This is a genomic window from Flavobacterium sp. UGB4466 (genome assembly GCF_903469665.1).
Taxonomy (GTDB): Bacteria; Bacteroidota; Bacteroidia; order Flavobacteriales; family Flavobacteriaceae; genus Flavobacterium; species Flavobacterium lipolyticum.
This window is the reverse complement of the sequence record NZ_CAGKLC010000013.1, coordinates 1-25,107: the sequence shown is the minus strand read 5'-3', so window position 1 is coordinate 25,107 and position 25,107 is coordinate 1. Positions and strand designations below refer to the sequence as shown.

At 36.6% G+C, this 25,107-nt stretch carries 19 protein-coding genes; 4 read left to right on the top strand and 15 right to left on the bottom strand.

Features of this window, described 5'->3' with window-relative positions:
• Window position 1: 1 nt before the first annotated feature.
• From JO950_RS05680 to JO950_RS05670, 3 genes are all read right to left on the bottom strand, one after another.
• Window positions 2-2,602: a zinc-dependent metalloprotease gene (locus tag JO950_RS05680; RefSeq protein ID WP_202701741.1), complete on the bottom strand. Its 2,601-nt coding sequence runs from the start codon at window positions 2,600-2,602 to the stop codon at window positions 2-4.
• Between the two features lie 105 nt (window positions 2,603-2,707).
• The gene (locus JO950_RS05675; RefSeq protein WP_202701739.1) at window positions 2,708-4,270 is read right to left on the bottom strand and encodes a histidine kinase; all 1,563 of its coding nucleotides are present in this window, start codon (window positions 4,268-4,270) and stop codon (window positions 2,708-2,710) included.
• A gap of 459 nt (window positions 4,271-4,729) precedes the next feature.
• A complete protein-coding gene (locus JO950_RS05670) occupies window positions 4,730-5,284 on the bottom strand; it encodes a GNAT family N-acetyltransferase (protein WP_202701737.1) in 555 nt (184 codons plus the stop codon).
• Between the two features lie 602 nt (window positions 5,285-5,886).
• On the opposite strand from JO950_RS05670, the gene JO950_RS05665 reads away from it, so the two are divergent.
• Window positions 5,887-6,861 (top strand): ribonucleotide-diphosphate reductase subunit beta, encoded by a 975-nt coding sequence (locus JO950_RS05665; protein ID WP_202701735.1) that lies wholly within the window; start codon window positions 5,887-5,889, stop codon window positions 6,859-6,861.
• Between the two features lie 17 nt (window positions 6,862-6,878).
• Complete coding sequence (locus tag JO950_RS05660; RefSeq protein ID WP_202701797.1) at window positions 6,879-8,576, top strand: ribonucleoside-diphosphate reductase subunit alpha; 1,698 nt, start codon at window positions 6,879-6,881, stop codon at window positions 8,574-8,576.
• Window positions 8,577-8,690: 114 nt separating this feature from the next.
• Here JO950_RS05660 and JO950_RS05655 read toward each other — a convergent pair whose 3' ends face one another.
• The 11 genes from JO950_RS05655 to ribB all read right to left on the bottom strand — a co-directional run bounded on the left by JO950_RS05655 (window position 8,691) and on the right by ribB (window position 19,388).
• The gene (locus JO950_RS05655) at window positions 8,691-9,530 is read right to left on the bottom strand and encodes a hypothetical protein (RefSeq protein ID WP_202701733.1); all 840 of its coding nucleotides are present in this window, start codon (window positions 9,528-9,530) and stop codon (window positions 8,691-8,693) included.
• A 4-nt stretch (window positions 9,531-9,534) separates the two neighbouring features.
• Entirely contained in the window at window positions 9,535-10,119 is a 585-nt protein-coding gene (locus JO950_RS05650; protein WP_202701731.1) for a hypothetical protein, read from the bottom strand.
• Window positions 10,120-10,635: 516 nt separating this feature from the next.
• On the bottom strand, window positions 10,636-11,850 hold the full coding sequence (locus JO950_RS05645; protein WP_202701729.1) for a hypothetical protein: 1,215 nt from the start codon (window positions 11,848-11,850) through the stop codon (window positions 10,636-10,638).
• A gap of 24 nt (window positions 11,851-11,874) precedes the next feature.
• Entirely contained in the window at window positions 11,875-12,777 is a 903-nt protein-coding gene (locus JO950_RS05640; protein ID WP_237732285.1) for a DUF4625 domain-containing protein, read from the bottom strand.
• 37 nt (window positions 12,778-12,814) lie between these two features.
• Entirely contained in the window at window positions 12,815-15,241 is a 2,427-nt protein-coding gene (locus tag JO950_RS05635) for a TonB-dependent receptor (protein WP_237732284.1), read from the bottom strand.
• A gap of 10 nt (window positions 15,242-15,251) precedes the next feature.
• Window positions 15,252-15,725, bottom strand: a complete 474-nt coding sequence (locus JO950_RS05630) for a DUF4625 domain-containing protein (protein WP_237732283.1) — start codon at window positions 15,723-15,725, stop codon at window positions 15,252-15,254.
• A 452-nt stretch (window positions 15,726-16,177) separates the two neighbouring features.
• Complete coding sequence (locus JO950_RS05625; protein ID WP_202701723.1) at window positions 16,178-16,525, bottom strand: hypothetical protein; 348 nt, start codon at window positions 16,523-16,525, stop codon at window positions 16,178-16,180.
• Window positions 16,526-16,781: 256 nt separating this feature from the next.
• On the bottom strand, window positions 16,782-17,108 hold the full coding sequence (locus JO950_RS05620) for a multidrug efflux SMR transporter (protein WP_202701721.1): 327 nt from the start codon (window positions 17,106-17,108) through the stop codon (window positions 16,782-16,784).
• A gap of 74 nt (window positions 17,109-17,182) precedes the next feature.
• Window positions 17,183-17,746, bottom strand: a complete 564-nt coding sequence (locus JO950_RS05615; RefSeq protein WP_202701719.1) for a Crp/Fnr family transcriptional regulator — start codon at window positions 17,744-17,746, stop codon at window positions 17,183-17,185.
• Window positions 17,747-17,963: 217 nt separating this feature from the next.
• On the bottom strand, window positions 17,964-18,542 hold the full coding sequence (locus JO950_RS05610; RefSeq protein ID WP_202701717.1) for a Crp/Fnr family transcriptional regulator: 579 nt from the start codon (window positions 18,540-18,542) through the stop codon (window positions 17,964-17,966).
• Between the two features lie 183 nt (window positions 18,543-18,725).
• On the bottom strand, window positions 18,726-19,388 hold the full coding sequence (gene ribB, locus JO950_RS05605) for a 3,4-dihydroxy-2-butanone-4-phosphate synthase (RefSeq protein WP_202701716.1): 663 nt from the start codon (window positions 19,386-19,388) through the stop codon (window positions 18,726-18,728).
• Between the two features lie 396 nt (window positions 19,389-19,784).
• On the opposite strand from ribB, the gene JO950_RS05600 reads away from it, so the two are divergent.
• Both JO950_RS05600 and JO950_RS05595 read left to right on the top strand, forming a co-directional pair.
• Window positions 19,785-22,859: a non-ribosomal peptide synthetase gene (locus JO950_RS05600; protein WP_237732282.1), complete on the top strand. Its 3,075-nt coding sequence runs from the start codon at window positions 19,785-19,787 to the stop codon at window positions 22,857-22,859.
• Between the two features lie 620 nt (window positions 22,860-23,479).
• Window positions 23,480-24,247 carry a methyltransferase domain-containing protein gene (locus JO950_RS05595; RefSeq protein ID WP_202701715.1) on the top strand — a complete coding sequence of 256 codons (768 nt, stop codon included), beginning with the start codon at window positions 23,480-23,482 and terminating at the stop codon, window positions 24,245-24,247.
• A gap of 29 nt (window positions 24,248-24,276) precedes the next feature.
• On the opposite strand, the gene JO950_RS05590 is transcribed toward JO950_RS05595, so the two are convergent.
• The gene (locus tag JO950_RS05590) at window positions 24,277-24,870 is read right to left on the bottom strand and encodes a hypothetical protein (RefSeq protein WP_202701714.1); all 594 of its coding nucleotides are present in this window, start codon (window positions 24,868-24,870) and stop codon (window positions 24,277-24,279) included.
• Window positions 24,871-25,107: the final 237 nt, after the last annotated feature.

Sequence of the window (25,107 nt, the reverse complement as noted above, 5' to 3'; positions counted from 1 at the left end):
TTTAAAGTGTGTTGTTTAGTGCTTTTTCAATACGCTGGATCAGATCGAAATAGTGATTCTTTGTCTCTTGATTTCCAATGTTTCTTTTCGTCTTTAAAAGTTTCAGAATCTGATTCAATTCTCCTTTTTTGTCAGAAGTCACTTCGGAAACTCTCTTTAATGAAGACTGATTGATGTTGCGCGCCATTTTTGATTCTTGCAGATAATCACATAAATGAGGCATTTTTAAAGTCTCTTCTAATTGAATAATTTTCTTGCTATCTGTTTTTTCAAAAAGTTTATTGGTCGAAACAATCAATACATCTACATAGTTTTTCTGTGTCATACGTTCCATAATCGTAAGCGATTTGTTTTGAATCGTAGGAGCGAAAATGTTTTGGTGAACAGTTTTAAATAATTGTGTTACGGTATAAACATTTTCTTTGGTTTCATTACGTTGGAACAGCTCATTTTCTGTAATTCTCAACAAACGATCATCACTTAACAGGTTGTATAAAATTCCATATTGTAATTCTCTTGCCAGGGTGTAAGGAGTGTACTCATATGGTCCAAGAGGAGAATCTTTCAATGGATTTGTTTTGTCCAGAATTGGGTTAAAGAACAACCATTCCGGAAGCGCAATACTATTTTTCAATAAATACGAAACAGCTCTTTTTTGAATGGCAGCCGGAACCGGAACATAACTTGCTTTATTGTCACCGTGAACCGTGGTATTCAGATAAATTCCTCCCACATTTGTTAGCACATGATAGTTGTAAAGATTCCACTGACCAATAGCTCCAATATAAAGTTTACCCGTTTGATAGTAAGATTCATCTTTATCATACGTCCACTCAAGGATTTTACCCACCACTTTTTTAAGGTTTTTAAGCCCGTATTCGCTGGCTTTCATCGCATCATCACCTAAATCCTCAGATTGCGAACGCGGGTCAATTGTACTGTCACCGTCCTGCTGCTCTCCGTAAAAATAAACCGGATCGTTCTGGTGTTTTGCAATCAGATCGTTAAGCGCAGTGTGTTCTTCGTTCTGGTCTGCATACCATTTGTAACCCCATTCGATAGCATACTTATCGTATTCACCAATTTTTGGCGTAATCGCTTCAACATGATCTTCGGGCTGAGCAATATAGTTGTAACGGGCATAATCCATGATTGATGGAGCTGTTCCACCCATTTTTGCTGTAAAATCTTTAGATCTTAACGATTCCACCGGATAAGCGAATGAAGCACCCATATTGTGTTTTAAACCAAAAGTATGTCCCACTTCATGAGACGATACAAAACGGATCGCTTCTCCCATGTGTTCGTCACTAAACTTATTTCCTCTGGCTTTCGGATCAATGGCACCTGTCTGAATGCGCATCCAGCTTTGCAGTGAAGTCATTACATTGTGCCACCAGATAATATCCGATTCTATAATCTCCCCGCTTCTTGGGTCTACTACTGCAGGTCCCATAGCATTAGATTTTTGAGAAGCTACATATGTAATTACAGAATAACGTACGTCGTCGACATCAAAATCAGTATCTTCCTCAGTAGGCTCCTTGGCGATTACAGCATTTTTAAATCCGGCTCTTTCAAAAGCAACCTGCCAGTCGCGAACCCCTTCAATAATATAAGAACGCCATTGTTTTGGTGTCGATGGATCGATGTAATACACAATTGGCTTTTTAGGTTCTACCAATTCGCCTTTGCGGTATTTTTCGATATCTTCTTTTTTAGGCTCCAGTCTCCAGCGTGTGATTAATTCTTTCTCCTGCATAGCATGCTGACTGTCGCTGAAATACCAGTGTTTTTCAGAGAAATACCCGACACGCTTGTCTGCAAAACGCGGCTGCATAGGTGTTTTATCCAGTAAAATAATGTTGGACGTCACTCCAAGAGTAACCGAAAGGGCAGGACCGCCTTCGCTTACAGATGTAGTAAGTTGTGATTTTACAACAATATTTTTAGGAAACGTTTTTACATTTTCTATATACGATAGTTCCGATTTTACAGATCCGCCAAAGCCAATGTTGCTCAATACATCATTGAAACTCTTTTGCTTACCGTCAAAAACCTTATTGGCTTTAATGACAACCGAAGTCGAATCGTTATTCTTGGTTTCAATATCAAAAACTTCAATAATAGATTCTGAGAAATTACTGTTTACCGAAGCCGTAATAGCATCCCCAACAGGTGATGAAACCTTTGGAACAGAAGATTTTACCCAAACTTTCTTGGCCACTAAATCTTTGTGAAACGTTATAATTTTATTCTCGTAGTTCATTCCTTTATTCAATCCGGCATCATTAACAGGCAAAGGAACACTCGATATTTTGTTGACTACTAAAAACTCTCTTTGAAAAAGAGAATCATTAATTTCCAGGTATAAATCTGTTTTGACCTGAATGGTGTTAAAAAGTCCTTTCTTGAAAGTTCCCTTTTTAACAAGATCATCATACTTTTTTCCTTTTGAATCTTTTAATGAATCTTTAACTTGTACAGTTTTGTCTTCTTTATTCTTTTTATTCTTTTTTTGAGAAACCATAGTACTGGTGCTCAGTACCAATACCAATAAAACGATATTTTTTAGGTTTATCAACAATGCCTTTTCTCTCATTGAAAGTTAAGTTTAGGTTAATTTTTGGCTAAAAATATTGCAGGGGTAACGTTAAAAAAAACAAAATGGAGTGAGTGGCTTTTTTTCGGGAGTGAATGTTTTCTTTTATCCAATTAAAGGCAAAATGCAAGTAAAATCGCCGTCTTTTTTGAAGACTTTGAAATCGTCCTTAGCATAATATTTGTAAATAATTTCTAAGTATTTGTGACCAAACTTGGATTCTTTGCCAAAGTTTTGCTTTTCGTTTAAATTATTGGTAATAATTACAACGTTTTCTTTAATGTCAATTGTTATTTTTAAAGGGGTTTCTTCAGAAGCGATATTGTGTTTTATGGCGTTTTCTACCGCGATCTGAAAAGCCAGATACGGCACTTTTTTAGCCAGATTATTTTCGTCTTCGATCTGAATCGAAAAGACAAATTCTTTCGTAAAACGGGTTTGTTGCAGAAATATATACTTTTCGATAAAAAGCAGTTCTTCCTGTACCGTAACAATATTGTTAACCGGGGGCGTAATCAGATATCTGTAGATTTTGGACAGATTCAGGGTAAATTTTCGCGCAACAGCCGTGTTACTTTCAATAAGCATGTATAACGAATTCAGCGAGTTGAACAGAAAGTGCGGATTGATTTGTTCTTTCAGTTGCTGCAGCTGAATGAGGGCTTTCTCTTTATTAATTTTTTCGTTTTCTATCAAAAGATTGTTTTTTTCCTGTGCCAGTACTTCTTTTTCCTGAAAATTTTTACGAGTGAAAAGAGTAAATAAATAGAAGAATACGATTAGGATAGCTGTTGTAACGATGTAAATTAAGGAAGCATACTTTTTTACAGTATTGACATCTTCATTGGATATTTTCTCCGCAAAGTTTACACAGATGTACCAATCCGTTCCTTTTACATTGAGTCGTTTGGTATAGCGTACAATGTCTAGACCTAAATATTCCGAAAGCGCAATTTGTCGGCTGAAACTGTTTTTATTGGTAAAAGTAGTATCATTGGCACGAAGGTCTGTAATTTTGAAAACATTCTTCTTCAGCAATTTTACTTCAGGATGGTAGAGGATTGTTCCTTTTTTATCAAACACAAAAGCATAATTGAGTGCTTTTTGGTCAATGGTAGAAAAATAGGTTTGAAGTGCCTTCAAATCAATGTCATACCCGTATCGAATGACTGTACCATTTGTCGCGATGTACTTGTAATAAATGCGCCAGAAAAAATCCTGCTTATTCTCAACAATGCAATTGTATGCACTGAGATTCCCGTTTTTAACAGCAAAATCTTTGATGGAAGCTTCCAGATTTGGACTATTTTTAGCAGTTACAAAAGTGATATGCTCCTTATTAATCTGAAACCAATTGTTTTTAATAAGACTGTCATTGGAGTGAATTGTACTGAGTACCTTTAGATTATCCGACAGATTCCGGGTATTGCTCATTTCAACAATACGTTTTAACTCCTTTTGAATTTCTAAAAAATGCGACAATTCCTGTACAAGCACTTCCTGTTTTTTCAGAAAGCCTCGTTCTTCAGTGGCAGTATTTGATTTTTCGGTGATCTCCGTTATAAAACTGCTCAGAATATAAATCGAAAGCAGTGTGAGGACAATAAAGATAATTCCTAAAATAAAGAAGTTCCTGCGGGAAAAGGTATTTTTAAAAGTAAATTTCAACGATGTGGATTAAAGTATAAGGCAGTATTACAGGCCTTAAAGAGCAATAAGTTTTATTTTTTTAGGGTGCAAATATAAAACTTTTTATTTGATACTGTTGTAGTTAGCAAAAGTTAACAGTATTTCGAAGGGTACGTTTAGTAAAAATCTTGTTAAGAGTAGAAAAGTTTCAGGTTTCAGGTTTCAGGTTTCAAGTTTCAGGTTTTATGTTTCAAGTTTCAGGTTTCAAGTTTCAGGTTTCAGGTTTTAGGTTTCTGTTTTCGGGTTTCAGGTTTGGAATGAGAATAGAATTGTGATATGATTTAACCGCAAAGATTTTCGCAAGGTTCGCAAAGTTTAAGTTTAGCTTTGCGAACCTTTTTTTTACAAAATCCTGTTTAGTAAAAAAACTTGCGGACTTTGCGGTTAAATTTTGTAAGTCTTACACCTATTTCAAACCTGAAACCTGAAACTAAAAAACTATGAAATCTGCAGATGTTCCATATTTTTTCCTACCAAAGTTCTGGTACCCTTCACTTTAAAACCTAATTTTAAGTACAGTTTTTTGGCGTTCGGGTTAGCGTCTTCCACCAATAGTCCGAGAGTTCTTTGATTTTGAGTTACATACTCGTCAATTAAAAATTGCAGCAGTTTAGAGCCGATCCCTTTTCCCTGATGATTTGGACTCACACCAACCGAATCAATATAAAATTCACCACTTTGCGTTTCGTCTTCAGGATTAAAATCAGCATTGAAATTCAGACGAACATAATCAACAATTGGTTTTCTCAACGAATGCAATTGTCCTCCGTCATAAACAGCAACAGCACCAATAATTTGGTCGTCTTCCTCCGCTACATAACAATTTTGATAGGAGTATTGATTATTCTCGCTTTCAACAAAATGAAGCAGGAAATAGTAGGCCGTTTTAGGATCCTTTTCACCTGTAAATTTATAGATAATGTCTTCCATTGCCAGCAGCAAAAGTGCTGTAATATTTTCTGAATCTTCAATTGTTGCTTTTCTGATAATCATGATAAATGCGTTTAGTGTACAAAATTACACCAACTTTTACAGATGAATCAATTTTGCTCAATATTTGTGATAAAAAATTGCCTTTTTCATAAATTATAAAGAAATATTTGGCACTATAGGGTATAAATTTCAAATAGTTAATAGGTTTGTTATTAGTGACTTAAGTGTGTTTTAAAGTGTGCTTTTTTATTTGGCTGATCGAGTGTAATAATTTCAAAAATGAGAGTAGTCAGCGTTTTTCTTGTTGTGCAAAACGAGACTTTTTGTAGTATAAAAGCTATTTTTTTAAGAATGGCTGTTGATAACTGTTTTTAGGGCGAAGCCTTTTTTTAGCCCCTATGCTGTTGATAACTCTATTTAGATTTAGTATAAATAACTGATGTATTGTCTCTTACGGTTTATTTTCCTCCTGTTGATAAAACGCAAAAAAGAGGGAAGATTTCAGGGAGTCAAACTGTTGATAATTGCGTTGTTTTTTAACATCAAAAAAGGGGTGAAAGAAGATCGCGGGGTTAAATTTGTACCTATAGAAATGTCGTTTATACCTCCCCAAGAACGAAGCATTTTTATCCAGGTTCAGTCACCATTTAATACTTATATATATGTCTATATTTGATAAAAGAATCAATTATAAACCTTTCGAGTACCCGGAGGTTTTGCAATTTACAGAAGCCATAAATAAAGCGTATTGGGTTCATACAGAGGTTGATTTTACAGCCGATACACAGGATTTTCATTCTCATTTAAATGCTGCGGAGAAAACCGCCATTAAGAATAGTCTATTGGCGATTGCACAGATAGAAGTAGCCGTGAAAAGTTTTTGGGGAAATATTTACGAGCATTTTCCAAAGCCGGAATTCAACGGCTTGGGGAGTACTTTTGCCGAATGTGAATTCAGACATTCTGAGGCTTATTCACGTTTGCTGGAAGTTTTAGGGTACAATGATGAATTTGAAAAACTGATGGAGATACCGGTTATCCGCAAACGTGTCGATTATCTTTCGGATGTGCTTAAGGATACCAAATCTCAGGACAATAAAAAGTATGTGATTTCACTGATTTTGTTCAGTATTCTGATCGAAAATGTGTCGCTTTTCAGTCAGTTTGCGATTTTATTGTCTTTTACGCGATTCAAAGGCTATATGAAGAATGTGAGTAACATTATTGCGTGGACTTCTATCGACGAGCAGATTCATGCTAATGGCGGTATCTATATCGTAAACAAAATTCGTGAAGAGTTTCCGGATTATTTCGATGAAGAAACGTTAACGCTTATTCGTGAGGCCGTGAAAAATTCAATAGAAGTAGAAGCCGATATATTAGACTGGATTTTTGAAGAAGGTGAAATTGAAACAATCAAGAAGACTGATTTGGTTAATTTCATGAAATTCAGAATCGACGAAAGTCTGGTTCAGATCAATATCCCGACTATTTTTAATGTTCCGGCAGATGATTATAAAGCGATGGCCTGGTTTGAAGAAGAAGTTTTTGCCAACAGCCTTGACGATTTCTTTGCCAAAAGACCAGTAGAATATACCAAACACGACAAAAGCATTACCGCAAACGACCTGTTCTAAAAAGCAAAATTACAATGATGAATACAATAGATACAACTTCAGCAAACAGCCTTCCGTTAAGTGAAGCCGAGAATAAAATGTGGTGGAAAAACTCTGAAAGTGAGCAAATCTTAAATCGTGGTTATCTTTTGAAGGGAGAAACTGTAGAAGGTGCAATTGACAGAATTTGTACCGCTGCGGCCCGACGATTATACAAACCCGAATTAAAGGAATCTTTTGTAGAAATGATCGAACGTGGCTGGATGAGCATCAGTTCGCCTGTTTGGGCGAATATGGGAACTGAACGCGGTTTGCCAATTTCGTGCTTTAATGTGCATGTTCCCGATGAAATAGAAGGAATCACCCACAAATTGGGAGAGGTGATTATGCAAACCAAAATTGGTGGAGGAACATCGGGGTATTTTGGAGAGCTGCGCGAGAGAGGAAGTGCTGTTACAGATAATGGAAAGAGTAGTGGAGCGGTAAGTTTTATGAAACTTTTTGATACTACAATGGATACCATTTCTCAGGGAGGGGTTCGCCGTGGGGCATTTGCTGCTTATTTAGATGTTGATCATCCGGATATCGAGGAATTTTTGAAGATTAAAAGTATTGGAAACCCGATTCAGAATTTGTTTACCGGAATCTGCGTGCCGGATTACTGGATGCAGGAAATGATTGATGGTGATGTCGACAAAAGACAAATTTGGGCGAAAGTATTAGAAAGCCGTCAGCAAAAGGGATTGCCTTATATCTTTTTCAGTGATAATGTAAATAAAAACAAACCACAAGTTTACAAAGACAAAAACCTGCGTATTAATGCCAGCAATTTGTGCAGCGAAATTATGCTGCCTTCCAGTCTTGATGAATCGTTTATTTGCTGTCTTTCGTCAATGAATCTCGAGCTTTACGAAGAATGGAGAGATACTGAAGCCGTAAAATTAGCGATCTTTTTCCTGGATGCCGTATTGCAGGAATTTATAGAAAAAACAGAAGGTAATTATTACCTTTCCGCAGCCAATCGATTTGCCAAAAGACACCGTGCACTTGGACTTGGTGTACTGGGATGGCATTCGTATCTGCAAAAAAATAGGATTCCGTTTGAAGGAATGGAAGCCAAGATGAAAACTACCGAAATTTTCCAACATATCAGTGATAAGGCCGATAAAGCTACTCAGGATCTGGCTCGAATTTATGGCGAACCGGAATTGCTTAAAGGTTATGGAAGACGTAATACAACCACTATGGCTATTGCGCCAACCACTTCTTCATCGGCTATTTTAGGACAGACTTCGCCCGGGATTGAGCCTTTTAGCAGTAATTATTACAAAGCCGGTCTGAGCAAGGGAAATTTTATGCGTAAAAATAAATACCTTAAAATTTTACTGGAAGAAAAAGGACTCGACAATGAAGAGGTTTGGAGAGAGATCATGTTAAATGGCGGAAGCGTACAGCACATGACCCAGCTGACAAAAGAAGAGAAAGATGTTTTTAAAACCTTTAAAGAAATCAGTCAGTTAGAGATTGTACAGCAGGCCGCAATACGTCAGAAATTTGTCGATCAGGGACAAAGCATCAATTTGAATATCCCAGCCGATTTACCCATTAAAGAAGTAAACCGACTGCTTATAGAAGCCTGGCAGCTTGGAATTAAGAGTTTGTATTACCAACGCAGTCAAAGTGTATCGAAAGAATTGGTAACCAGTTTGGTGAGCTGTAGTAGCTGTGAATCATAAAAATAGAAAAGGCCGGATGTATTATCCGGCCTTTCTGTTTGTTTTTTTTGAGGTAACTGCTGTTTCATTCTGATGGTTAGTATTTGTAGGGATGTACTTTTTTGGAGTAACATTTTAGTTTATTAAGTTTTTAAGTGTAATAAAATAGTGGCCATATTCATTTGCATAATCGGTTACAGTACATTTATACGTTTTTAGATTCTTTTGCAGTCGAAAGATGCTTACATTAACTTTAAAAGCGGTATCTACAGGCATTGCTTTATTTAAAAAAGCTTCTACGTTCTCGATTTCTACAGCAGCTGTTTCAGTAGTATTGGCAGGAGCCGATTTAAAGACATTTTTCAGTATGCATTTCGCAATATATACGGCGGGTACAATCTGATAGTTTTCAAAATGTCCTTTGCATTGATCGCGGGTAAATCCATTTACAGTGACATTAAATTCATTTTCATTTAAATACTCCAATGAAGTTTCGGGCAGGGTACAGGACGGGAAAGCAGCATCAGTTTCGCCATTGTAATGAGGCTCAAATATTTTCTTGAAAGAAGGTTCGTTGAAAATGTAATAATCAACTTCCATTTGAAACAAGGTATTGGCATCGTCTCTAATTTCAATTAAGGATTTTCCTTTTTGATGGTTTTCCAATTGTGGACTTATTTTGGCCACCAACAATCCAGAGGGTTGTTGGTGCGAGATTCTTCTTATTCGAAGCTTTTCGGCCAGAAAATAATTTTTCTCCTCCGTTTTCATTTCTTTTACTAAGTTTAGACTTCCCATGGTTGTGAGTATTTTAATAAAATCACTAAAATTCTCCCGTTCAAATGACTCAAAGGGTTGATGAAGCGGAAACTCAGTAGGATTGTCCTTAAAAGCAATTTTATCGGCATTTTCAAATAAATAGGGCGAAGTTTCACCAATAAGGTCTACTATATTTCTTTGGGGTTGTGGTATCATCGTACTAAAGTTGTTTAATGTTATACACCGATTTAATTGTAAAATCGGGATTTGTTTGTTCAAACGTATACTCGATCTGACAAGGAATATTTACAACTTCTTTAATTCCTTCAACAAAAGGCAAAAACGTTGGTATCGTAATGTGTTTCTCGATTCCCAGTTCTGTTAGAATTTTTAAATACCGATCGACTCCGGTAAGTTCTACAATTGTGTTTTCGGGACTGTATTTTAGTATTCTGAAGTTGTACTCCGGACTTGAGTTGTATATCGCATAAATAACAACTGCAGCAAATGTCCTGGTGTCTTTTTCCAGTGTAGGGTTTGCCTGGAAAACCTGCATGGTTTTTAGTTTCCCGAGGTCATAGAACAATTTCTTAGAATGCTCATCCATTTTATCATTTCCGAAAGCGGCGCCAATATTTTTTAATAACAAACCATAAAAAGCCGCAGTTACACTCGATAAATTGTGAGTAAGTGTCAATGTATCTTCCGGAAAAAAAGCATTGACTAAATTTTCTTTTATTTCTTGCGATGGAAAAATATCCTTATTTCTGCTTTCGCCTAAATCTTTAAATAACACTTGTTTCATAGTACTCAATTATTAAGGGGTTAACTTATATTTTTTTATGAGGAGCCTACTTGTTGATCGTGATAAAATAATAGTGAAATGAAATGTTTTACGGATGTAGTTACTTGTTTATCATTGTTTTATGTTTTGCAAAAGTAGTGTTTTGTTTGTTAAATAGTAAAATGTTCTCCGATAAAAGTTACATCAGGAGGTTTTATTTAAAAATTGACAGGCATTTGAGCGAGATTCGGTATCTTATTTTCAACGGATTAAAATCCGTTGCTACAAAATAGTGCGTTCCTGCAGAACTGTTTTTGCGAGTGTCGTTGAATTGGGAAGATATTCTGGGAATTAATTTTAATCTTTGATCCAAATAGTAATACTTTCCAAAACGCCAAAAAATATAAAATCTTTGTGACTCTGCGACTTCGCGAGATTTATTCCTTCTTCGGATTTACAATTTTAGATCGAAGTCTAGTAAAGAAGGCCGGATAAATGATCCGGCCTTCTTGATAAAATAAATAATAGAATTACTTTTTAATGGCCTTTGCTATTTTCAAAGCCTAAAACGGTAATCATATATGGTGTACTTGAAACCTTGATTTTCTTTGTAATTGCCATGGTAGACAAATTCAGTTGTAATAATTCTCCTGTAGTGGGAGAAGTAATATAACCAAAGTTCTCTGTTAACTGCATTTGTGGTTTTAATGCCGCATCAGCAGCAGTTTCGGTAATAACTTTAGCTTCCTTTTCAACTTGCAGGCTGGTAAGATTGTACAATTTGAATTCGCCCGTATGCAATAGAATTCCCAGTTTAGTCGCATTAAAACTCACTTTGCATTGCATGATTGTAGTACTTTGGATAATAGGTTTAATGGTCTCAGCTGCTACATCAATTAGAAAAGCTCCTTTTGCAGCGGTATAACCCACAAATTTTCCTTTTGCCTTTGTTTCCAGAATAGTTCCAAACCACGAAGTCCCAAAATCAGCAGGAAGTGCAATAAGCTTTTGTTTTCCGTTACTTTCCACTACAAGAACACCGCTTGCTGATCCGAAAACGGCATAGGTTCCATCTGAGGCATTTCCGTGAATTCCTTTGGTAGCAACCGTTGCATTAAAAAGAGTCTTACCGGAATTATCAATAATTTTAACCTTTTCAGGGAGTGTTCCTGTTATCGAATTGTCTTTTTCAGTAATAGCATAAGTACCATTAGTAAAAGTAGCCATTGCGCCGTGATGTGCCAACAAACCTGCATTTATAATCTTAAATTTAGCTCCCGCAGTAGTAATTTCAGATTCTTTGGCAACCGCCAGTGTTCCGTCGCCATCATTAAAAGTCATCAGCTCTCCGCTTTTGCTTTTAAAATGGGTAGGCATAGGCGACTGGCCAATTAAAGCGCCAAATTTAGGGATTCCGTCTACATCCACGTGATCGCCATGACCTTCAAAACCGCTGTCGAAAGTTTCAACCGTGTTGCTGGCTCTGTGAATGATTCCCGCATATCGTTTGGATTCTGTAGTATAAACAGTAGATTTTGCAAACTTAGCATTAAAAGAGCTTATCGTGGCTTCAACCGGATTAACTAAGGTGATCTCAGTTGTTTTTTCATCAGAAAGTAAAATTCTTAAGAATTTATATTCGGTTAAAGCTTCTTTGGGAGTTTCAGGACTATTGTCATCGTCGTTGCTGCAGGAAAATACAGTTGCAGATAAGGCGAATAGGAAAAGGAGTTTGTAAAAATTGTTTTTCATGGTAAAGGTAATTAAAGTTGATTTTTAAAAATTAATGGTAATAGGCATCGATTTATAGACGCTTATATTGTGTGTAGTGTTTTTATAGAGTATTACCCAATTGTAGGTTCCGGATTGCCAGGCTTTGTCAGCTGTAATTGGAGTTCCTTCGAAATCTGTAGCTGCACCAATAGTGATGCTTTGACCGCCCAAAACACCATTTATTTTTTGAAGGGTAGTAATTTTTGAAGCAGGCCCCAGACCTTTATGTTCGACTTTTGAAATGACAATAACTTTCTTCAAATCGAGCTTGTCAATACTTTCTGGATTGTAATTGGCACTTTTTTTAATCAAAACAGAATATAAAATTCCATCGCCCATAATTTGACTTACCTGTGCATGTGCAGTCAGAAGATCATTCTTTTTGAAAATAAGCTCCGGTTCAACCCAGGTATTCATATAGTAAATCAGATTATCGTTTCGGGAGAGATTATCGCGGCCAATTACGGGATCGACAGGCAAGTTGGCAGGATCTGTAATTGTAACGACCTCTTTAATTTCGAGTTTAGATCCGTTTTCGTCTGTAACAATAAAAAGGAAATCGAATTTGCCTTCCGGAGCATCAGCCGGAATATTGAAATGTTTGTGTACATTAGTATTTTTCGCGCCTTTGTATTCTGCCCAGGACAGTTCAAATTTCCAGTCTTTGCTATAAGTTTCACCTTTTATGGGAAGGATTTTCAACTGTACATCGGCAATTTTATCTCCGGCAAGTACGTCGGCATTAAAGTGAAAATCGCGGCCAATCAGGGCTTTTTTATTATTGGCGGTACCAATTTCAATATTTTCAGCTTTGGGTTTTATAACTTCTTTGTCGTCATCGTTACTACAGGCTGTAAAAGACAGATTAACAGCCAGAAAGAGCAGTATTAGTTTTAGCGTTTTCATTAGGGTACTGGGTTGATTAATTAAATTCATAGGGTATTTATTGGTGTATTAAAAATGGAATTTTCAGCGATATAATAATGTTTCTTCCAGCTTCAGGAAGTTCTATTAACCTGTAGAAACTGGTGTGATTGAGGTATTTTGTGTTGAACAGATTCTGAACCTGAAGACTAATGATAAAATCCTGTTGTCCGGCTTTTAGTTTAGTTCCCATGGCGAGGTTAAAGACGTTACTGCTTGCTGTTTTCTTTTCAGGTGGGACAATCTGATGCTGCTCGGCAGTAAAGCGATAATCAAGAGAGAAATAGGTGTCTTTTAAACTTTTTATTTTTGGATTGTAAGTGATGCCAAACAAAACGGATGGGGGCGGAGAGAAGGGTAGTGTGTATCCTTTTTTATCTCCCGACATTTGCTCGCTATACAGATATTCTGCTAAAATTTCACCGCTTAAATTTTCCAGAAACTGATAACGGAGCTGTAATTCACCGCCATAACGCATAACTTTACTCTGCTCGTATTCAAATACCTGATTGCCGGCTCCGTAATAAATATCATGTTGCGAAGTTGGATTGAGGTAAATGTAATTGGGGAAATAATTAAAGAACGGACTCAGTTGAAAAGACCACTTAGTATTCTTCCATTCCATACCAAGATCCAATTGATACGAACGTTCGGCTGCTAAATTGGGATTGCCTTTTTCAAATCTGAAATAATGATAATTTACCCCATTTGAAGCCAGTTCTTTAGCAATGGGCATTCTGAAACTTGTTCCAAGATTGGCTTTTAAGGACCATTGTCCCGGTGAATAATTAACGCCTGCAGACCAATTGAAACTCTGAAAAGTACGGGTCAGGTCTTCAGAACGTTTCAAATATTCAGAAGTTGTTTGATCGTTTTCAGTGACTTCGCTTGGAAACCAGTCGGTGTATTGTTTCATTTTGATTTTACCATAATCGAGTCGTACAGCGGCATGAAGCAGCCATAATTCGTTAAGCTGAATTTTATCATAAACAAATCCTCCGACATTGAATTGTTTAAAGGCAGGAATCAGAAAACTCCAGCCGTTAATGCTGTTTTGTTGCTGTTCGGCATTAATTCCTGCGGTAAATTGATGATTTCGGATGGAAAACTCATCTTTAAAAGCAGCGGAGAATACTTCTTTATCGTATTGTCTTTCCAGATCTTCCGGAGCATGCCTATCAGAAGGATACAGGGGTGGCATATAACCGTGATTGACATAATGACTCCATTCCCGACGAAAGTTTTTCTGGAAACCCAACTGCGTTTCGAAACGGTGGGAACCTAACGAAAAGGAAGTGGTATTACTGATTTTGGTATGTGTAACTTCCTGAAATGGCATTAAAATATCTCTGCTGGAACGATCGTGCAGTTGGGTGTCTACATTTCGTGGTTCGAGTCCGTGTGCATTGGCAAAAAAGCCGCTTTTGGTATAAATGTTACTGAAATACAAAACTGATTTGAGTTGATCCGTCACATAACCGGTACTGGCGTGTACATCGAGTTCACGTCCTGCCGTGTTGCGCAAGTGGTTTTTGTATAAAGGAACGGCATAATTGTACACCTGTACCGTATCAGTGGGAACGCGGTAGTCTCCGTAATCCATAGCAGTTATTCTGGAATCAAAGAACCATTTTTCATTTCGACCGTAAAGATTGACAGATCCCCCGAATTGTTCGTTATTGCTTTTGCCTGTAAAATCAACTGTTCCGCCCAAAACATGTTGAATAGGAAAAGGTACAGGCTGTATGTTTATGGCGCCGCCAATGGCATCAGAACCGTACATAAACGATGATGGACCTTTGATGATTGCCACGCGGTTTACAGCATATTGATCGATTTCTAAACCGTGATCTGCTCCCCATTGCTGACCTTCGTGTTTGATACCGTTTTCAACTACAATAACCTGATTGAAACTCAGTCCGCGAATGAGTGGTTTTGAGCCACCGGAACCGATAGAAATGGTCTTAACACCTGGAAGTCTTTGCAAAGACTGCATTAAGCTTCCGCCAAGATTACGTTGGATAAAGCTGCTGTTTACGATTTCAAGATTAAGGGATTCCTGTTTTTTGCGACGTACTTCATAACCTTCACTAATGACAACTTCTGATAACTCCTGTATTTCCGGTTTTAAGAAAATAGCAGGCTGCACAATTGTGTTTTGACTTATAGCAATTGCCGTTTCATAAGAAGCATACCCGGAATAGGTTACCGTTAATCGCTTTGTGTTTTTAGGAACCTGATTTAGGAAATACTCTCCTTTTTTATTGGTTATAGTACTAATATGAGCCGGATACAGCGTAACCAAAGCACCTTCCAAAGGTTTTTGATCCTTAGAAAATACGGTGCCGGAAACACGAACGGATTGGGCTGCTACTTTTGTAACCAAAACAAAACAAAAGAGCAGCACGCAATAAGTCCGCAATTGACTTGACTTAGTGTTGTTCATCAAAATCAATTTATAATATTTTAATACTCAAACCTTTGATCGTCTGCCAGCCTTCCTTATCCGTTAAACGAATCAGGAAATGATAATCTCCGGCATCAATGTTTTGTGGAATTTCGATTTCCTGGACCGCTTCATAACTCTTTTGCCCGGAAGGAATCGTAACCGAATTGATGTAAAGCATCGGGTTTACCGGTTTTTTGATAGGATCCTCGTTGCAGGATGCTACTTCGGTACTGTGATTGTGATGGTCGAAATTGTGGTGAATGTCCAGACTATAAGATCCCAGTTGTGCGTTGTCTGAAAACTTTGCTCTGAAAGTAATTTTTTGTCCGCGAGTGATCGTACTGCATTGTATCGGGAACGCATTCGCGGCAGAAACATCAATTACAGGATATTCGGTATCAATTTCGGTTTTATCACTGTCACAGCTTGTGAAAGTAAAGCCAGCCGCCAAAAAAGCCAAAAGCATTTTTGAAGTTCTCATTCGGTTTGGTTTGAGTTTTGTGGTATTCATATGTGAAAATTGTGGGTTACAAAAGGCGTATTCCAAACCTGATAATACTAGGAAAATGGCAGTTTTAGGGCACAGGATTAGGCCGCAAAAAGCATTGTTTTCATCGGGAAGGAAATTGGGAAACAAAAGTAAAAGGGGGTGCAGTGAAGCCATCTCAATACCCAATTACAGGTATCGAATTGTACAGTTTCAGACAATCAACCGACAGCGAAGTTCTTTTGAAACAATAGTGTTGTACGAAAGTGGTATTCCTAAAAGGAATAATTGTATCAATCAGTATCGATCAAAGTACTTTTCTAAATATAGAAAAAGACATAAAATAGCGCTGTAGTGAAAAAGTGAAATACTTTTTCGGTATTGAGGGTGTCTAAAACGCGTAACCGCACATCATCTCAGAATTGAAATGATTTACTTTTGTCGTTTTAGGCAATAGGAGGCGCACGAAGGGCAAATAAAGAGCCTTTGAAAAAAGGAGCAAACGATTTTGAATAAAAATGTACATAAGGAATTGGCGTACTATTTTTATAAAACTGAAAAGTTACAAAGTCAAAAGTGCTGACCGGACTGAATTTGAAATGACAAATAGCACACTCTTCGTTTGAGTGATCCTGCATTTTAAATTCACTTTTATCGGTAGGATAAAGTACGGCTTTTTTAGCAGTGGAACTGTGACTGTGTATATGTTCATATGAATGTATCGCCGGAAATAGTATAGCAAATACTACCACCAACGGCATCAAAAGATTTATAAATTTAAATTTCTTTTTCATTCTAATGAATCCATAGCTAATAAAGCAATGAAGTACAAATATAGAATTCTTATTTGTAAATGCAACATTGTTTCATTAAAAAAATAAAGAAAAAAAATAAAAGGATAAATCTTATAAGTAAAAAGACAGATTAGGTCTCTTTTGTCGTTTCAGGGAACGAAAAAGGGCAAAAAAAATCAGCTTGTACTGAATAAAATTTCCGTTCCCTGAATTGACATTTGAATTTGAAGTAACTATGGTAAATGTTATCGTCTGATTAATGTGATACCGCTTTTAGTCCAATAATAGAACTTACCAGAGTAAAGAGAAAAAATAATCGCCAGAAGTCTACAGGCTCTTTAAAAATAAGAATCCCCATCAATACCGTTCCAACGGCTCCAATTCCGGTCCATACCGCATAGGCCGTTCCGATAGGCAAGGTTTCAGTGGCTTTAATCAGTAACAGCATGCTTATGGTTAGTGATACAAAAAAGCTGGTATACCATAAATAAACATCGGTACCGGTGGCTTCTTTGGCTTTTCCGAGACAAGTTGCAAAAGAGACTTCAAACAGTCCCGCAATAATTAGAATAATCCAGTTCATAATTGTTAAAATTTTAGGACGCAAAGTTCCTTTAACTCCCGCAATAAAAATTTAACAAATGATAAAAAATGAATTTATTTCAGATCAGCTCTGATTCTGCTCAGACTAACCTGCGTGATACCCAGATAGGAGGCAATATGTCCCAATTGAATTCTTTGAAGTAGTTCGGGATGGTATTTCATAAGTTCCAGGTAACGATCAGTGGCATTTCTAAACTGCCTTGAAATGAGGCGTTCTTCGGTTTTAACAAGTTCCTGTTCGGCAAATTTTCTGCCCCAATTGGCAATATGAACATCGGTATCAAACAATTGCTGAAGATGCGCCTTTTTTAATTCGTAGAGTTCGCAGTCCTCCAGAAGTTCAATCGTTTCATAACCTTTTTGCTCCTCAACATAACTTTTCATCGAAACAACGGTTTGTCCTTCTTTTCCGAACCAAAACGTAACTTCACTATCATTTTCATCCACATACGCCCGCACAATTCCTTTTTTTATAAAATAGAGCGCAGACTCAACCTTTCCGGCATTTAACAGTATGTGTCCTTTAGGATATTTTATTTCACTAATACAAAGCTTTAGTGCATTTTTGGACCCCTCGGGAAGCTGAAAGATGTTGTCAAGAATGGTATCGATGTGCATTGTTAATGGTTAATGGTTTATTGTTAATGGTTTATTGTTGATGGTTAATTGTTGATTGTTAATTGTTAATTGTTTATGGCAGATTCTTCACTCTTCACTCTTTACTCTTTACTCTTTACTCTTTACTCTTCACTCTTCACTCTTTATCCTGAGGCTCTGACTATTAATATCTCACATCTCACTAAAAAGATTTCGCACTTCACAGATTGACAGGGAGCTAAATTAAAACCTTAGATTTCAGTCTGCTTAGTGTTTCCTGCGAAATATTGATGTAGGAAGCTACAATTTTATTGGGCAATCGTTTTACAATTGTTGGATTGATTTTGAGCAATTGGGTGTATCTTTCTAAAGCCCCCATAGTGGTAAACGACATGAGTCTGTTGGTGTTATTGACATAGGCTTTTTCGAGATACGAACAATAAAACTCCCTCCATTGAGGAACAATCTCCATTAAATGATTGAAATCTTCATGACTGATATACAATAACTCCGATTTCTCGATAACCTGTATGTATTCTGTCGAAGGCATTTTGGTAATAAAACTTACCAAAGCCGTGGCGAATTGATTCTCGAATGCAATGTATCGGGTGACATCTTTTCCTTCTTCGTTGATGTAATAAATTCTCAAACAGCCTTTATCTACAAAATAACTATTTTGACTCGTTTGCCCAGCCGAAAGCAACAGGTCGTTTTTGTCCCGATCCAAAGGTTTAAAATGCGACAAAATAGTATTGAGGTCTTGATCAGAAACTGCAATACGACTTTTTATATAAGCACCAAGTTGTTTGTAGGGCATTTTTTTAATTAGATAATTAGATTTTTAGATTGTTAGATTGTTAGATTGTTGGATTGTTGGATTGTTAGATTGTTAGATTGTTAGATTGTTAGATTGTTAGATTGTTAGATTGTTGGATTATTAGATAATGAGTATAAACAATTAACTATCAACTATCAACAACAAACCATTAACAATCAGTAATTAAACATAGTCTTTTACATATTTTCGATAGTAGATAATATCTTCTATTGAAAGTACTACCAAATCATGTTGTACTGCAAAGCTAATGATTTTGTCCAGTTTAGCCATGCTTCCGTCTTCGTTCATTAATTCGCACAGGACGGCTTCCGGCTCGAGGCCTGCTAATTTCATTAGATCTACACTGCCTTCCGTATGTCCGTTTCGTTCAAGGACGCCGTTGTTTTTGGCACGTAGGGGAAAGATATGCCCGGGTTTTGCAAGATCTGTGGGTTTGGCATTTAGTGCAATTGCAGTTTTAATGGTTGTAATTCGATCTGCTGCTGAAACTCCAGTAGTTACACCCACTTTTGCTTCGATTGTAATGGTAAAAGGCGTCTGAAAACTACTGGTGTTTTCTTTCACCATATAGGGTAATTCCAACTGATCGGCTTTTTCATTGGTCAGACAAAGGCAAACAATTCCGCTGCACTCTCGTATCATCATGGCCATGTCTTGTACGTTGATGTGTTGTGCCGAAAAAATTAAATCGCCTTCGTTTTCGCGATTTTCGTCATCAGTTAATAGAATTCCTTTTCCGTTTCGCAGTTGTCGTAAAGCATTTTCGACACGCTCGACACTGGTTAAACCAAATTTTTCTAAAGGATAGGATAATGTGCTGATCATCTTTTGTTGCGTTTTTTGAATTAAAGAGCAGCAAAGCTAGACTTGTTTCAGACACAAAAGTTTGATCTAGGTCAATAAAATTGCTACTATTCCATAAACCTGATAGGGTTTTAAATCCCGCCTGTTTATATTTCCCGAAAGTAGATCATCAGATTCAGATTAGCACTGATTTAATAGCTTTTTTTACAAAAACAGATATTTTAATGTTTTGATTATTAATTGTTTAATTTGTTTTTTGTTAACATCGATTTAATAATTTCATTGTAAAAGGTAAGACTTTTTTAAGTTAAATTTATTGTCCGCTTTTAAATGTTAAAAATACGTAAGTGTTTGTTATTTAGATTTTTATAGTCAATTCGTATTTACCCCTAAATTTAACCCTAAATTGAAATCACCATGAACGAAGAAATGAATGCAACTGCGAAGGAGAATCAAGGTCATTTTTTGAACAATAATTTAGAAGAATCTTCCATTAATATTGTCAGGAAGATGGAAGAAATCTTTAAAAAGTATCCCGAAAAATTAGCTATTATTGACGACATTGAAAAAATCACCTATAAAGAACTTAATGAACAAACGAATCAATTGGCTCATTATTTAAGAGAACAAGGGATTGCAGAAAATGGGGTTGTGGGTGTTTGTATTCCGCAATCGGTTGATCGGATTATTGCTTTTTTAGCAATTTTAAAAACGGGTGCAGCTTACCTTCCTATTGACGGAGAGTTACCGGAGTCTCGTATACAAATGATGATCGAAGATTCGAAAATAGACATGATGTTAACGGTGGAACTGCATTTGAATAAAGTTTACAACAATGCCAATGAAAGTATTGCCCTGGACTTTTTGTTTCAAAATGAAGATTACAAAAAGAGTTCCAAAGCTGATTTTGAAATCTCAATTGCACCCGAAAGCCCCGCTTATATTATATATACTTCGGGTAGTACCGGATTACCTAAGGGAGTTAGTATTGGTCATGAGTCTTTTTATAATTTTGTTGAATATCAATCGGATCTCTTGCGATTGTCTGCAGCAAGCACAACACTGCAATTTGCTTCTCCAAGTTTTGATGCCGCAATTATTGACATCTGGACCCCATTAATTAAAGGTGCAACGGTCTATTTGTATCCCAATAACAAAATTGTTGGCGAACCTCTTTTAGATTTTATAGTCAGTCAAAATATCGATACTATTCCATTGCTGCCACCTATGGTACTGGCTTCATTGCCTGTAAACAAGCCTATCGGAAACCTAAAAACGATCGCTATAGGAGGTGAGGCCGGTAGTGAGGCTACTGTTAAATCCTGGTACAAAAAAATTCGGCTTATTAATAGTTATGGGCCTACGGAAGCCACTGTTGCTGTTACGAATTACGAATTTAAGGAAGAGACCAATCCCCGAATTATTGGAGCTGCGATGCCACTGGCTCATTTATTTATTCTCGACAGAGATTTAAAACCGATAGCAGACGGCTCGGTTGGAGAACTATATATTGGTGGGCCGCAACTGGCCTTAGGTTACCTGAACCGCCCGGACGACACAAAAAATGTATTTATTAAAGCCCCTGAATGGCTTAGAAATGATTTAGGGCAAAAACGAATAATCTACAAAACGGGGGATTTAGTTCTGAAAAGACCAGATGGAAATTTGGAGTTTTACGGACGAAAAGACGATCAGGTTAAAATTAGAGGCTACCGAATTGAACTGGGTGAAATTGAACACCATATGACAAAGCTCCCACAGATCTCTAAGGCGGCCATAAAAGTTCATCGGAAGGAAAATGGTCTTCCGGCTCTGATTGCTTTTATACAATTGATGACCGCACACGATGACGAAATACAATCCCTGCAACATATAAGAGCAAAACTACAACAGCTTATGCCGGTATATATGTTGCCTGATAAGATTATTGTGATCGATAAAATGCCGCTGACACATGCCGGAAAAATTGATAGATTATTATTGGAAATTCCGGAAAATCAATCTCAAAACAAAGCAGTTCCTAAACGAGAGACAGCCAATCTTCCCGAAATTGTAAAAGACATCTGGAAAGATTTACTTACCATAGAAGAGATTGATGATGATGACGACTTCTTTGAGTTGGGCGGACATTCATTACTTCTGGCACAGCTTCATGTATTGCTTCCTGAACCCGTTAAAAATTGCATTAGTCTACCGGAGCTTTATATTTTTAAGACTGTTTCTACCTTTGTACAAGAAGTGGAGAAAAGATTTCAGGAAATCGAAATTTCTCAAAAAGAAAGAGCCGGGTTGATGATTGATGAATTAATTAGCGACTCGGAATTGCATATTGATTTTGATATAAAGGAAATACCGGATGCTGCGCTGCTGACTAATCCGAAACGTATTTTTTTAACGGGAGTTACCGGCTTTATTGGATCACATTTGTTAGAAGAACTTTTGAATAAAACCGTCGCTGAAATATATTGCCTGGTACGGGCTTCGTCTCCTGAAAGCGGATTGGAAAGAATTAAAAACACATTTGATAAATTTAAATTGCCATGGCTTCCCTTCTATAACGATCGGGTTGTTGCTATAGTGGGGGATTTGTCATTGCCTCAGTTTGGAATGACTGTGGGTGATTATTCTTTTATTGCGCGACAAATTGAAGTTATTTATCATTCCGGAAGTTCTGTAAGTTATGTACAGCCTTATGCTGTAATTAAAAAATCAAACATAGACGGTTTGCATAATATAATTGATCTTGCCGTAAAAGAAAAGGTAAAATATCTGGTACTTTTATCTTCAATGGGCGTTTTTAGTTGGGGAAGGTCTTTTACCCAAAAAACATGGATGTACGAAGATGATGCAATCGATCAGAATATGGCCGCTGTTTCTCGCGATTTGGGATACATTAAAAGTAAATGGGTTATGGAAAGTATTGCCGAAAAAGCAAAGGCAAAGGGGCTGCCAATTATTAATTTCAGACTCGGTTTTGCCGTATGTCACAGCACCTCGGGAGCAACAGTAATGAATCAATGGTGGGGAGCATTAATCAGAAGCTGCGTTAAACTCAAATCTTTTCCTCTGGTAATGGGATTAAAAGATGAGCTTACAACAGTAGATTATATGTGTAAAGCCATCACACATATCAGTAAAAAGAAGGAAGCTGTTGGTTTAAATTTCCATCTGTCTCCTTTGGCCGAAAATGATGTATCCCTGACCGATTTTTGTGCTAAAATGAACGAATATTATGCTACAGATTTAGAAGGGATGGAGTATCATAAGTGGCTGAGCCAATGGAAATATGATAATAGTTTACCAATCTATCCTTTACTGAGTTTGTTTACCGAAGATGTACATGAAGGAAAATCTTTGGTTGAGGCTTATGAAAACACCTATTATTATGACAGAAGTAATACAAGATATTTTTTATCGGATTCGAATTTAACGCCACCTGTTTTTGATAAAAAATTGATGACTCCTTATCTAAAATTTATGGAGGTACTGTAGAAAGATATTAAAATGTAGGTAAACCCGACAAATTTTAATGAACTGCCCCCAAATAGTTAGACACTATTTGGGGGCATTTTTTATAGAAAAAAGAGTAAAGTATGATTGTAAGTTTCAACTGCGGGCTGTATTAGTCAGGTATTTTGCATTGTGTTTCTGCTGTGGAAACCGCAAGCAATGTTTGGATATTCGATAGTATAAAATTTATGTTTTTACGTGTTTTGAGTAATGAAGTCAAAAGTGATAATTAGATAATTTGAAGATGATGCTTTAAGATTAAAGAAAAACATAAAAAATTAAAAACGTACTCTTTTGTAAAGGAGAGCGTATTAGTATCATTTAAAATTAGTCACTTATTAGAAAGGAGTATTTATTATCAGCATTTTTCTAACAAATTGTACAGTTTTTTAAAACCTGTTCGGTTTGTTTCTTTTTTTAATAAAAGGCAATCTACTACAGAACGACACACTTTTACTAAAAGCCGTATAAATACGCATTGTAATGTCTGTTTTTATTGTTATATCTACCTTGAATAATTTTGTATCTTAGTCTTTAGTAACCTAAATCTGTCCTGATTGTGGTTTTTTTTCAATCAGAACGGATTATAAAATAAGTAAGCAATGCCCTGGAATCCCGAAATTTATAATAAGTTTAAAAATATTCGTTATCAGCCATTTTATGATTTGACCGGTTTTATTCAGCAAGTAAAAGGAATGAAAGCCATTGATTTGGGTTGCGGCACGGGAGAACAAACGGCGATTCTGTCTAATCAATTTGAAGAAGCGTACTTTTTGGGAGTCGATTCTTCGCCGGAAATGCTGGAACAGTCGAAGTCTTTAGAAACGGATCGTTTGCATTTCAGAAAAGCGACCACAGAAAAAACAATAGAATCGGACGAAAAATGGGATCTGATTTTTAGTAATGCAGCTTTACAATGGTCGGACAATCATGAGATATTATTTACCAGATTGCTGCAACAGTTAAATCCGAAAGGACAATTTGCTGTACAAATGCCGGTTCAGCCCGAAAACAAGCTCAATAAAATCCTTTTAGAGCTGGTACAGGAAGAGCCTTTCGTTTCTTTCTTAAAAGGATTTAAAAGAGAATCCCCGGTTTTAAGTATCGATGAGTACGCACAAATTCTGTTTGATGGCGGATTGGAAGACCTTCAGATGCAGCAAAAGGTATATCCAATTATAGCTAAAGATCATGAAACACTTTTTAATTTCATCTCGGGATCGGCTTTGATTCCGTATACAGAAAGACTGGAAGGAGAGGAGAAGGCACTTTTTATCGAAACCTATAAAAAAAGAATAGCGGAAAGTTTTCCCAAACTTCCCGCTATTTATTCTTTTAAAAGACTTTTACTTTATGGTCGTAAAACCTAAAGAAAGAATATTTATTTGTGAAGAAAACTTTATTCTTTATACAGGATAATAGTTGCTTTGTAACCTTTTCCCACATTCCATTGACTTGCTTCAATCACTTTTCCTTTGTCGTCATAAACTTGAAATTCAGCGGTATTAGGTGAAGCAGAACCTTCGTTTAAAGCTTCAAAGTCAATTTTGTTCATTCCTTTTACCAAGGTAATTTTAAAACCCTGATAATCTCCGTTTAAACTTACTTCGGGTTCAATTACTTTATCATTCAGGTATACTCGTATTTTATCGCCATCGACAAAAGCAGCATCGCGATAACGAATAGTAGACACAGCTGTATTGGTGACAAAACCTCCCAAATATTCATTTCTTCTGTAAAAAATCCCTTCCACATTGGCTTCGGGTTTGTACAGACTGTTGTTTTTATACAAATCTTCCGGATTGATTTTTAAAACGGTAGGCTCTTTTGGCAGCGGAAGATCAGGATTTAACGGAGTTTCTGTTGGTGGCGGTACGTCTTTTAATTCAACATTTTTCGAATCAATGGGTTTGTATTTGCCATTCATTTCCTTCTGCGCATATCCCTGTAAAACAGCACCGGTTAGTATAATAGTTAATAGTATTTTTTTCATATTATTTATAGGTTTTAAGACAAACATCAAACGAATGTGTTTGTATCCGGATAGATAACATTTAAGTATAACTATTTATTGCATTTACTGAAAGTTAATTATTTCTAGTGTTTTGTAACATGCAGACAATCAGTTATAAAGTTACGTTTTTTTTCGCAGATGCTTATGCTGTTTATGTGAATACAAATCTCTTTTTGTTGTTGTTTTCCTCTTCATTATGATTTGGAGAAAATAAAC